At 34.9% G+C, this 12,582-nt stretch carries 11 protein-coding genes; 8 read left to right on the plus strand and 3 right to left on the minus strand.

The window, feature by feature from the left end; all coding sequences use genetic code 11:
- The first annotated feature begins 67 nt into the window (after positions 1–67).
- From NSQ89_RS00235 to NSQ89_RS00255, 5 genes are all read left to right on the plus strand, one after another.
- On the plus strand, positions 68–271 hold the full coding sequence (locus tag NSQ89_RS00235; protein WP_047941808.1) for a zinc ribbon domain-containing protein: 204 nt from the start codon (positions 68–70) through the stop codon (positions 269–271).
- 149 nt (positions 272–420) lie between these two features.
- The gene (locus tag NSQ89_RS00240) at positions 421–807 is read left to right on the plus strand and encodes a ribosomal maturation YjgA family protein (protein WP_047941807.1); all 387 of its coding nucleotides are present in this window, start codon (positions 421–423) and stop codon (positions 805–807) included.
- Between the two features lie 94 nt (positions 808–901).
- Positions 902–2,842 carry a translation factor GTPase family protein gene (locus NSQ89_RS00245; RefSeq protein ID WP_341132060.1) on the plus strand — a complete coding sequence of 647 codons (1,941 nt, stop codon included), beginning with the start codon at positions 902–904 and terminating at the stop codon, positions 2,840–2,842.
- Positions 2,843–2,858: 16 nt separating this feature from the next.
- Positions 2,859–3,311 carry a GNAT family N-acetyltransferase gene (locus NSQ89_RS00250; protein WP_061800843.1) on the plus strand — a complete coding sequence of 151 codons (453 nt, stop codon included), beginning with the start codon at positions 2,859–2,861 and terminating at the stop codon, positions 3,309–3,311.
- Between the two features lie 218 nt (positions 3,312–3,529).
- A complete protein-coding gene (locus NSQ89_RS00255) occupies positions 3,530–4,690 on the plus strand; it encodes a 3D domain-containing protein (RefSeq protein WP_047941804.1) in 1,161 nt (386 codons plus the stop codon).
- A gap of 264 nt (positions 4,691–4,954) precedes the next feature.
- Here the strand turns inward: NSQ89_RS00255 and NSQ89_RS00260 are convergent, their stop codons facing one another.
- The 3 genes from NSQ89_RS00260 to NSQ89_RS00270 form a co-directional block, all read right to left on the minus strand.
- Complete coding sequence (locus NSQ89_RS00260; protein WP_047941803.1) at positions 4,955–6,253, minus strand: ABC transporter substrate-binding protein; 1,299 nt, start codon at positions 6,251–6,253, stop codon at positions 4,955–4,957.
- A 75-nt stretch (positions 6,254–6,328) separates the two neighbouring features.
- Positions 6,329–7,156 carry a carbohydrate ABC transporter permease gene (locus tag NSQ89_RS00265; protein WP_047941802.1) on the minus strand — a complete coding sequence of 276 codons (828 nt, stop codon included), beginning with the start codon at positions 7,154–7,156 and terminating at the stop codon, positions 6,329–6,331.
- Positions 7,156–8,094, minus strand: coding sequence for a carbohydrate ABC transporter permease (locus tag NSQ89_RS00270; RefSeq protein WP_373694333.1), 939 nt, complete (start codon positions 8,092–8,094; stop codon positions 7,156–7,158). The genes NSQ89_RS00265 and NSQ89_RS00270 overlap by 1 nt, the downstream gene beginning before the upstream one ends.
- Positions 8,095–8,354: 260 nt before the next feature.
- Between NSQ89_RS00270 and NSQ89_RS00275 the strand changes: the two genes are divergently transcribed.
- From NSQ89_RS00275 to NSQ89_RS00285, 3 genes are read left to right on the plus strand one after another with little or no spacing between them, the layout of a single operon-like run.
- Positions 8,355–10,160 carry a sensor histidine kinase gene (locus NSQ89_RS00275; RefSeq protein ID WP_336045371.1) on the plus strand — a complete coding sequence of 602 codons (1,806 nt, stop codon included), beginning with the start codon at positions 8,355–8,357 and terminating at the stop codon, positions 10,158–10,160.
- Positions 10,141–11,718 (plus strand): response regulator, encoded by a 1,578-nt coding sequence (locus NSQ89_RS00280; protein ID WP_047941799.1) that lies wholly within the window; start codon positions 10,141–10,143, stop codon positions 11,716–11,718. The genes NSQ89_RS00275 and NSQ89_RS00280 overlap by 20 nt, the downstream gene beginning before the upstream one ends.
- Positions 11,719–11,769: 51 nt before the next feature.
- Complete coding sequence (locus tag NSQ89_RS00285) at positions 11,770–12,369, plus strand: class I SAM-dependent methyltransferase (RefSeq protein WP_336045370.1); 600 nt, start codon at positions 11,770–11,772, stop codon at positions 12,367–12,369.
- The last annotated feature ends 213 nt before the right edge of the window (positions 12,370–12,582 follow it).

A 12,582-nucleotide genomic window follows, 5' to 3' on the forward strand; every position in this document is an offset into this window, starting at 1 on the left:
TACTTCGTAATAATAAAGGAGATGTTAAAACAGAAGCAAAGATATAACAAAAAAGGAGCGTAATAACATGGAAAGCAAAGGCTGTGTAAAATGCGGTGGAACAGATATAGGAACAAAAGATGTGGCCATGACAGGAACGGGTTTATCCAAGTTAATGGATATCCAGCATAATACATTTACGGTTGTCTTTTGCAAGAAATGCGGGTACTCAGAGTTTTATAATAAACAAGCATCGAAAGGTTCTAATATTTTAGATTTATTTTTAGGATAAGTGGCACAAAATGTTAAACAAATAGAAAATTAGTTGAATTCTAGAGACCATATCAGTAAATCGGGTCTCTTTATTTTAGGGGCAGATAGGAAAGGAGGGGGAGAGATTATCAAGCTATATTAAATAAAATATAATTGTGAGTGAAAAAAATGTATCGATTATTCTATTTTGTTTCAGCCATACTTATGCTGTTATTAGGACTATCTTCTAGAAAATTTAGTAATCATCTTCCTGATTTTATAAGCGTTCATGCAGGAGATATGATTTGGGCGATGATGGTTTACTTTGGGTTTCGGTTTCTTTTTATCAGAAATAGCCTCCTAGTTGCAGGAATACTGAGCATACTATTCAGTTTTGGAATCGAAGGCAGTCAATTATATCAAGCGGATTGGCTTAATCAGCTTCGAGATACAACAATTGGAGCGTTAATTCTAGGAAAGGGCTTCCTATTAATGGATTTAATACGCTATTCAGCAGGAATTTTACTGGCTTGTATAGTAGATACATTCTTTGTTTGGAGAAGTAAAAGAGGCTGATCTACAATTGATTTTTCTGGTAGTTATACCATCCTTATGGCCATTTCAGCTATAATGAAAGGTATAAACTAAAAAAGCAGGAGTCGCTTTCAAAATGAACAAGACAATTGGAATATTAGCACATGTTGATGCGGGAAAAACTACTTTTTCAGAGCAGCTTCTATATCATACAAATAGTATAACTAAACGAGGCCGTGTAGATCATAAAAATTCCTTTTTAGATAGTCATATAATTGAAAAGCAACGAGGGATTACGGTTTTTGCAGACCAAGGAATCATTGAACATGGAGATTCTACTTATTATTTAATTGATACTCCTGGACATATTGATTTTTCTCCAGAAATGGAAAGAGCGATTCAAGTAATGGACTTTGCTATTGTGATTATTAGTGCGGTAGAAGGGATTGAAGGGCATACCGAAACGGTGTGGAGTCTATTAAGGAAGCATCAGATTCCTACATTTTTCTTTATTAATAAAACAGATCGGACAGGAGCGGATGCAGCGCGTGTTCTGGAAGAAATTCGTTCCCAATTTACGACAGATGTATATGATATTTCCTCTTTAGATAATAGCAGTATGTCGGAAGAGCAAATAGAATTTATTGCAGAGCGGGATGAAGAGCTCTTGGATTACTATATGGATAATGGCTATCAACCGATATTGTGGATGGAAAAAATCCAAGAAATGATTATTTCGTCGCGGCTCTTTCCTTGTGGATATGGTTCAGCACTTCAGGATATTGGGATAAAGGAATTTTTCGATCAGTTTCATCAATTAACAAAAACAATATATAGGAAGGATCAACCTTTTGCAGGAAGAGTATTTAAAATTCGCTACGAGCAAGGTGGAACAAGAATTACTTTTCTAAAAGCAATAAGTGGTACTCTGCATGTCAGAGATGAACTTCCATATGGAGATGGAATGGTAGAGAAAATTACGCAAATTCGTAAATATAATGGAAAACAATTTCAACAAGTAAATGAAGTCGGTGCCGGAGAAATTTTTGCTGTAACAGGTCTTACAGAGGCAATTGTGGGAGATGGAGTCGGAGCAATGCTTGAAAAAGCAGTATATGAATTGGTACCAACGCTTCGTTCAAAAGTGGTAGTTGAAGACGGAGTAAATAAAAAAGAGGTACTAAAGCTTTTTCGGATATTAGAAGCAGAGGATCCATCTCTTCAGATAACATGGGAGGAGAAACAGCAAGATATTCACTTGCATGTGATGGGGAAAATACAATTAGAGGTTCTTCAGGAGCTAGTATTAGAAAGATTTTCTTTAAATGTGCACTTTGGTCAACCGGAAATTTTGTATAAAGAAACAATCGAAACAGCTACTGTCGGATATGGACACTTTGAACCATTACGTCATTATGCGGAGGTACATCTCCGTATAGAGCCAGGAAAAAGAAATACAGGTATTACATTTGAGAGTAGATGCCATACAGATGACTTATCTATAGCAAATCAACATCTCATCTGCCAGCATCTTTTTGAGCGAGATCATCATGGGATTTTGACTGGTTCCCCCTTAACAGATATAAAAGTGACATTATTAACAGGGAGAGCCCATAATAAACATACACACGGCGGTGATTTTCGGGAAGCTACTTTTCGAGCATTGCGCCAAGGACTAGAAAAAGTACAGAACCGGTTATTAGAGCCTTATTATGCTTTCAAAATAAAAGTAGCTATCGAACAAATGGGCAGAGTGCTGGCTGATATTCAAATGGCCCATGGAGCATTTGATACGCCCGAAACAATAGATAATAAAGCAATTATTACCGGCAAGGCTCCCGTTGCCACATTTATGGAATACAGCACAATCTTAGCCTCTTTTACACAAGGAAAAGGTCAGCTTTCCTTTACCTTTGCGGGTTATTACCCTTGTCATAATGAACAAGAAGTGATTGCTGGACTAGACTATGATAAAAATGCTGATCCAGCATATACATCCTCATCTATTTTCTGTGCGAAAGGCGCAGGATATACGGTTCCTTGGCAAGAAGCGGAAAAAATGATGCATTGTCTATAGAAAGGATGAACGATTGATGAAGATTCGTAAGCTTAGAGAAGGAGAAACTCCCCCTTTTGATTTATTATTATTAGCAGACCCATCTGAACATTTAATCAGAGAATATCTTAAAAAGGGCATTTGCTATATTGCGGAAGATAGGGATCAAACTATCGGTGTCTATGTTTTATTACCAATGGAAGAAGAAACAATAGAATTAATCAATCTTGCTGTGGGCGAAAGCTATCAAGGAATAGGCTTAGGGAAAAGGTTAGTTATGCACGCGATTGAAGAGGCGAGAAAATTAGGATATAACAGAATAGAAGTAGGGACTGGGAATAGCAGTATTTCACAACTTGCTCTCTATCAAAAATGCGGGTTTCGAATCGATCGAATTGAGAAAGATTTTTTTCTCCAGCACTATGAAGAGGAAATCTATGAAAATGGAATTCAGTGTATGGATATGATAAAGCTCAAACAGGATATATAATTCAATTTCGAAAAGGGTAAATATTAATAATTAACAGAATTATTACAAAGGTAACAAAGGGTCATTTTCCCTTCTAGACTTACAGAATGCTAGAAAATATGCGATATTTAATAGCTGGCTTGTAAACTAATTTTAAAAGGATTGACTTATTATTTTAATAGAATTGTAATTTAGAAGCCTCTTTCATGTGTTATAACAATAGAGAAAGGGGTTTTTAGATGCGTTCCTTAAAAAAACTAATGGCCATTTCGTTAAGTAGTGTCATCTTTTTGACATCAGCGATTATGGTACAAGCAGAAACGAGTCAAGAAACACTGAACAAGGCGAAAAATCAGTTGGATCAAAATCAGCAATTGATTAATGAAAAAGAAGCAGAAAAGCAAAAAACTTTAAAAGAGTTGGAAGCTGTTCAAGAGGATTTAAAATCTATTGAAACAGTAATGCAGCAAAATAAAGATAAAATAGCAAATCTGCAGGCGAAAATTGAAGAAACGCAACAACAAATAGAGAAAAAGAAAGAAGAAATTGTTGTTCTAGAAGATAAAGTATTGGCACGTAAAGACGTGATGAAAGATCGTCTCGTTTCCTTGCAGAATACAGACCAAACAAATGTTGTTTTAGAAGTGCTGTTTAATTCAAAGGACTTCGCTGACTTTATTAGTAGAGCAACAGCTATTTCGATGATTTTTGATGGTGATAAAGATATATTAGAGCAGCAGCAAGCAGATCTTCAGAAAATTGAAGAAGAAAAGGCAGCAATTGATCAGCAAGAAGAAGAATTAACAGGACAATATGATGAATTAGCGGCTACTCAAAATGAACTGCAGCAAAATGTTGCTCAAAGACAAGAGGCAGTAACGGCTGTACAGAAAAAATATGCTTCTGTTTCTAAAGAAGTAGAATTAGCTGAGAACCAGAAAAAAGCAGTACTTGATCAAATAAATGCAGCAGAGTCCGCATTGAAGAAAGAGCAAGAAGAAGCGAAGAAGAATGTCGTAAAGGTAAATAGTCCAGCTAAAAAAGCTGCTAGGGCATCGACTAACTCAAAACCTACTACGAGCAAATCACCTTCTAGTAAGTCTTCAAGCAGTAAAGATGTTATTTATGTAACCTCAACTGCTTATAGTCATCAAGATACAAAATCTGATTTTACGGCACTTGGATATAATATTAAAAAGAATAAGAATATGAAATTAATTGCAGTAGATCCAGCAGTCATTCCATTAGGTTCTAAAGTTTGGGTAGAAGGTTATGGAGAAGCTGTGGCAGGAGACACAGGCGGAGCAATTAAAGGACATAAAATAGACGTGTTAATGCCATCAACTAGCAAAGCAAAGGCTTGGGGACGGAAAACAGTCAAAATAAAAATCTTGAATTAATTTAATACTATTCTTCTTATTATATAGACTCTCAGGTGTGAAGAGTCTTTTTTTTTGCGAAAAAAAGAGGAATGCCTTTTATTTGGCACTCCTTCATACTATCTATTTTCAAGGGGGGACTTGAAAAAGAAATTTAATGACTATAGCTATATCATACCCATATATTATGAATAATATATGACAAAACTATCAATAAATCTTAAATAAATTGTTAAGATAAGATAAATGTATGAATATTAGCTAGTATCTCATATTGTGCATCTACTATTTTTTTAGTTTAGCCCAAGTATCGTCCAATGCTTTCATTGTTTCCTCGCGTGATTTTTGACTTCCTACATATGCTTGAAGACTAGCACCAAACTCCTGTCCAGCACCATCAGGATATTTCGTAAATTGCCATGTATATGTTCTGCCTTCCTGTGAGTATTTTTGAATCTCTGCGCCTAAGGGACCGATATCTTCAGCTGTGGCAGTGATTGTTTCAAATGCTGGAACATATTTGAAGTCCTTTACAATAGATTCTTTTGCGAAATCGGAAGTAACCATCCAGTTTAAGAAATCTAATGCTGCTTCTTTATCTTTTTCAGGAGCATCCTTATGAACAACCCAGTTTGTAGGCACATCCACCATTAGCTTATCCGATTTTTCCTTCTCATCACTTAATGGCATTGGGATAAAGCCTACCTCCAAGTTAGGAGAAATTTTATCAATCATCGGCTGAATCCAGTTTCCTTGCTGGATCATCGCAGCTTCACCTGTTGCAAAAAGAGTTACTTGGGTATTATAGTCTGTTGTTAATGGATTCTTATTACCATAATCAATGGTTAAATCCAGTAAATCAAAGTATTTGTCAAAATGCTCATTCCCTTCGATTTTTGCCGATCCGTCATTTAATCCTTTAATAAAGGCGTCGGCATCTTCTTGATAAGCAAAAGGAACATTTAGTCCATGGTTAGCTAAAACCCACCATTCACCATAACCAATCGAAAAAGGTGTAATTCCAGCAGCTTTTAACTTTTTAGCAGCTGCTTCTAGTTCAGAAAATGTTGTTGGTATTTCCGTAATACCTGCCTTTTTAAATAATGCTTTATTATAGGCAAATCCATATCCCTCCAGGTTAACTGGCTGGCCATAAATTTTTCCATCTACTGTCATGGGAACTAAGGCACTTTCATATGCGTCCTTTACCCATGGTTGATCTGACAAATCCTCTAATTTATCCAGCCAAGTTAAGGCCTCTTGATATCCACCATTTCCAAAAATATCAGGAGCTGTATTGGAGGCGAATTTTGCTTTTAAAGCAGCCGTTCCATCTGCTCCTCCACCGACTGTTTCAATATTAAAGGTTACATCTGGATGTTCTTTTGAGTATTGATCTGTCAATGCTTTTAATTGATCCGCAATTTCTACTTTTCCGTTAAACAAGTCCACCACTACTTTTTCTCCTTTGCTTGAAGAGGTGTTACTTGAGGCACCCTCATTTGAACAAGCACTTGCAAAGAGCAGAGAAGCAGATAAGATACCAGTTAATAAGGAATACCTTTTCATTTTGTTAAATTTCATTTGATTTCCTCCTGTTTATAGAAATAGCTTATTTATATGGAAGAGGTGGCTTTGTGAACACAGCCTCTTAGCTCCCTATTTAATAGATCCACTAGTAATCCCTTGTATAATATGCTTTTGCATCGAAAAGAAGAAGATTAACAGTGGGACAATTCCTATCATTAGTGCTGCTAGAGCGAGATCCCATTGCTTTGTGTATTGGCCAAAGAAGAAGAAAGTAGCAAGTGGTATTGTCCGCAGTTCTGGATTTTGTAAGACAAGTGATGGTAATAAGTAGTCATTCCATATCCAAAGACTATTTAAGATGATGATTGTTACGGTAATTGGTTTTAATAATGGAAAAACAATTCTCCAGAACACCCCAAAACGAGAGCAGCCATCCATAATAGCAGCTTCTTCTAGTTCAACTGGAATTCCTTTAATAAAACCATGATATAAAAAGATAGTCATCCCAGACCCAAAGCCTAAATACATAAATACTAGACCCCAAATACTATTAAGTAAGTGTAAACTTGAGGCTGTTTTAATAAGTGGAATCATAATAGATTGGAAAGGGATAATCATGGCAGCAACAAAGGCCATGAAAATAATCGTGCTAATTTTCTTTTTCGTCCGGACCAGCATATAAGCAGCCATCGAACAGAATACGACTAATACAATATTGCTAGCTATCGTTATAAGAAGAGAGTTGCTAAAAACCTTTAGGAAATTTAACTTTTCAAAAGCATTTAGATAGTTTCCAAATTCAAACGTACTTGGTAAGGAAGAGGTATTTGTTAGTATTTCTGAAAAAGGCTTGAGTGAATTAGAAATCACATAATAAAAGGGAATCAAGAATAATAAGCCTAGTATAATACCAAGCAGTTCCATTAAGAAAGTTTTGCTAGTATACCTGTTTTCCATCAAGATTCCACCTCTTTTCTCTTAGTAAGAGTAACCTGTAAAATGGAGATGGCTGCTACAACAATAAAGAAGATAAGTGCTTTGGCTTCCCCAATTCCGTAGCGATTGTTAACAAAGGCTTCGGTATAAATATTAAGAGCCAGCATTTCCGTTGATTTAAAAGGACCTCCATTTGTTAACGAAAGGTTGGCGTCGAATATTTTAAAGGAAGATGCAGTTGTTAAGAATAAGCATATTGTCACAGCAGGAGCAACAAGTGGAACTTTAATATTTCGCAGCACTTGAAAGCGGTTTGCTCCATCCATTTTTGCTGCTTCAATTAGTTCTTTTGGTATGTTTTGCAATGCAGCTATATAAATGAGCATAATATATCCTGCTCCTTGCCATACGCTGACAATTACAATTCCCCAAAAGGCGGTATTTTTATCTCCTAACCATGCTAACTCAAATAGTGGTATCCCTGTAAGTTCTCCAATAGAAGCGAATCCTCTAATAAAGATAAATTGCCAGATAAAGCCGAGTAAGAGGCCGCCGAGTAGATTAGGCATAAAAAATACAGTACGTAATAGATTGCTAGATTTTAGTTTTTGAGTAACAAGCAGTGCTAGGCTAAAACCAATGGCGTTTGTCAAAATAATCGCTACAACAGTGTAAACAGCAGTCAGCTTAAAAGATTGGAGAAACTGTTTATCGTCTGTGAAGATATACTTAAAATTATCCAATCCAACCCACTTAATCTCTCCAGTTATGCCATTCCAATCGGTAAAGGAATAATAGATGCCAGAAAAAAATGGAACAAGCACCACAATTGTAAATGCAATAAAAACAGGACCTACAAATAGAGAAAATAAACCTGCTTCCTTCCAGTTCTTCTTCTTTTTTGTAGAGAGTGGTTTTTTTCTCGTTACACTTGACTGGTGTACAGGGGGAGTTTCTATTTTTTCTATATTATTTGGATTATTCACTTTCTGCACCTCCTATTTTTATAATATAATGGTTATACCTTTTGGGTAACCGCTTACATTGACAAGGAAGGTGTAATATATTGACCACTCCTTATGTATTATTTTTATAAGGAATGGTTTGGAGAGGAGGAGAGAGAGATTAGAATAATGTCCACTTTAGGCGTATATCAAAAAAACGGAGTTTATTTAAGGCTTCTCGACCGAAAATGAAATGGGGTATTCGAAAAAAATTAATGATTTTCTTGCTTCTTGCTACTATTCTTCCTTTTGGAAGCAGTATCGTCCTTACCTATTTTCAAACCATTCATCATGTTAACAAGGAATCAGTTGCATACAATACAGAGTTAATGAAGAAGGGAAAGGAAGAGTTAGGTACGTACTTAGAGGATATTGCTTTAATGTCTACCGTATTATATCGTTATACTCCTTTCATGAATGTACTAACACAGGGAGTGGGAGAGAATAACAAGGAGAATATGGAAGAGGTACGTCGAGTGCTGGCATATGTGTACAATTCTCGTTCAGAAATAGAGCAAATGCATTTATATATTAATAAAGGGAGAGATTCTGTTACAAATTATCACTCGCGCATAAGTGGGAGAGGTGAAAATAAAAATATCTATTTTCATCCATATTATCGGAGATTAGAGGAAAGTGAAACAAATTATTCGCTTATCGAACCACCACATACGATATACAGTTATAATGGCTTATCGATTATTCCTAACTCTGAGAAATCAACTGTTCTATCCCTTCATAATAAGATTAGAAATGTGCCATCTAATGATATTTTGGGATTTATGTCTATTGATATAAATCTTTCAAAAATAGATGGGATTGTGAATAGGCTATATAAAGATAAGGAAGGTATTTCCATTATAAATGAAAATGGAACTGTAATTTACTCTTCCAATAAAGCTGTAATCGGCAAAAAAACAAAGGATAAATGGTTTTATAAAGTTCAAACAAATCCCCAACAAAATAACATAAAGTGGGAAAGTAAAGATTTTTCAGGGGTTATTTTTTATGAAAATATTGCTGTTCAGGATAATAATTGGTATATGGTAAAAAGTATCCCTTACTCTAGTCTTTATCAAGGTGCGAGGGCAACGGCATTTATGAATACGATGATTGCCTTAGTGGCTTTAATTATGGTATTAGTCATAACAATGATTATTTCCTTTAAGATTACTGCTCCAATTAAAGTTTTAATGGAAAATATGAAAAAGGTAGAGAAGGGGATTTTTGTGGCAAACTTTGAGGCGGGAGGAAATGATGAAATCGGAATGCTTGGTAGGCGTTTCAAATCGATGGTATTACAAATCAATAGATTAATAGACAAAGAATATAAACTGCAAATTGAGAATAAGTCAGCTCAATTAAAGGTATTGCAATCACAAATAAATCCCCATTTTCTATACAATAGTTTTCAGTCCATAGGCACACTTGCTCTAAAAATGAATGCAGTTCCTGTTTATACATTATTGACTTCTCTCTCGGATATGATGCGATACAGTATGGATATGAGAGAAGCTATGGTGCCGCTATCGAAAGAATTAAAACATACACAATCCTATCTGTCTCTTCAAAAACAGAGGTTTGAGGATGAGCTAAATATAATATTAATAATCGAACCGAGCACACATGAAATTGTTGTTCCGAAAATGCTGCTACAGCCAATTATTGAAAACTGCTTTAAACATGGTTTTAGTAATAAAATGGAGGGCGCAAGAATTACAATCCGTGCTTATACAGAGGATGATGATTTAGTAATTATTGTCGAGGATAATGGGATAGGAGTAAGCAGCGAAAGACTACAGACGATTCATAAAAAATTATATTATGAGGAACGAAGAAAGGAGGATAAAGAAAGAGAATCAATCGGATTAAATAATATTTACGATCGTTTGCAACTTTACTATGAGGGACAAGCAAGCTTTGTAATCGACAGTATCGAAAAGAAAGAGTTTACCGTAATGATTCGTATCCCAATAATTTCACATGAAGGAGTGAATGAAGATGAAGGCACTAATCGTTGATGATGAAAGGCATGTTCGTGAAGGAATTAAGCTTCTTGCTGATTGGTCAGGAAATGAAATTACAGACATTTACGAAGCAAGTAATGGAGAAGATGCTATTCAAATAATAGAAGCGGCAAATCCCGAAATTATTTTTTCTGATATGAAAATGCCAAAGGTCGACGGTACTCAGCTTTTAAAATGGATGGATGAGCATTACGCTCATGGGAAGACGATAGTAGTTACAGGTTATGATGATTATCATTACATGAGGAAGGCAATGCATTACGGAAGCTCAGACTATTTATTGAAGCCTATTAACCCTGAAATGCTGAATGATACATTAAGGAGGGTAGTGAACGAGTGGAAACAAGAGGAAGAGGAAAGGAAAAGGAAGCTTAATAGAACACAACTTATTAATAAAATGAAGCCAGCGTATCGTGATCACCAATTAACACAGATGTTAAATAATGATCCATTCGATAAACATGTCTTGGAGGAATTTCTTTTAACCAAAGCACAGGCCTATACAATCGGACTCTTACAAGTAAGTAATGGAATCGTGGAAGAATTTAAATGGGATAAAGATCTCACTCTTTTTACACTCTTGAATGTAATAAATGAGGAGCTTAGCAGCAATAATAAGGGAATTGCCTTTCATTATGTAACCGGAAGAGGAGAAATTGTCCTTCTTCTCTTAAGAAGGAAAGAGGAAGCGGTTGTCATCATGAGAGAAGTACATACTACTATCCTAAAGTTATTAGGAATCTCTTGTACTTTATCAATGGGATTAGAAGTTACTTCCGTTAACCAGTTGAATCTTTCTTATCAGTATGCTAAGTCTATTATGATGAATCGAGATGTTTTGGGGAATCAACAAGGAAAAATAATGACAGAGAAAAAGGAATATGAGATAAAAAGCTTAATGGGTTATTCAAGCTCGATAAAAATGGCGATTCAAACGGGAGAATTACATGCTTTTCAATCACTTATTGGGCAGATCCAAAAAGATATGATGAATAATCCACCATTATCATTAAGCCAGCTTTTGCATTTGGAGCATGAATATTTAATGATAAGTACAAGATGGTTTAAGGAGTTCAATCTCCCGATAAGAATTCCCTCCAATATTGAGGAGCGTATTTATTCATTTATGGACAAAGAGGGTATTTTTCAGTTGGAAGCATATAAAGCAAGGAAGAAAAAAGAAATAGCATTGTTTCTTCGACGAGTAAAAAGACAAAATGCCCGAAGATCGCAAAATGTTATTCACGAAATTGAAAAGTACATAAAAGCAAATTTTCATCGGGAGATTAAGCTTCAAGAAATATCGGAGCACTTTTACATCAGTAGAGAATATATTTCAAGAAAATTCAAACAAGAGTATCATGTCAATATTTCAGAGTATTTAGTTACCATCCGAATGAAAAAAGCTCAAGAATTATTGAAAAGCAGTAATTTGAAAGTTTATGATATTGCTAATATGATTGGATACCAAGATGATAAATATTTTCGCAAAGTATTTAAAAAAATCATAGGTGTTTCACCTAATGAATACCGTGAGATGGAAATAAGATAGAGTGAAAATGTATATTTGGGATTTTTTCGTTATTAAGAAACTAGATGAAAGGTGAATGCTTTGAACTACGATAAATTATTACATATTGAAACAGAAGAAATACAAGTAGGATTCCATAAGTCCTATCATTATCATCGATATGAACCAACTCCATATGAGCATTTGGAGCAATTATTTCGCGAATTTCCGCTTCGTGAGACAGATTATGTAGTTGATTTTGGATGTGGAAAAGGGCGTTTAAACTTTTATATTCATTATGTATTTCAGTCGACTGTAAAGGGAGTTGAAATCAATGAAGACTTTTATTATCAAGCGCTTCTTAATTTAGAACAATACGCAAAAAGCAGAAAGAAAAAGAAAGAAAAGATACATTTTTATTTAGGAAAGGCAGAGGATTTTTTGGTACAGCCAGAAGATAATTATTTCTATTTTTTTAATCCTTTTTCCTTGCCTATCTTTCAAAAAATTATTAGTAATATCGTGTGCTCACTGGAACAAAGTAGTCGCAAGGTCAACATTATTCTCTATTTTCCCTCAGATGAATATCGATTTTTTATGGATAACCATGCATTATTCAAAAAGAAAGGAGAGGTGAAAGTCGGGAATAGGACAGAAAAGGATACGTTTATCATTTATCAATCTCTTTATTAGGCATTGTTTCTTGCCCGTTAAATCTTTAAAGATTTAACGGGATTTAATTTATTTAAATTTTTTGGGAGATAATACCATTAATGAAAGGATTGTCTAAAGTGGATTTTTCCTTTATATTCAATTTATACAAGTAGAAAGTCTTAGGTAAAAAGTTTTAAATAACATGCGTTAATCGAAAGTGAAAAAGAGATAATCAAGAGAAATCGCTTATTA

The organism is Niallia sp. FSL R7-0648 (assembly GCF_038007005.1).
GTDB lineage: Bacteria > Bacillota > Bacilli > Bacillales > Cytobacillaceae > Niallia > Niallia circulans.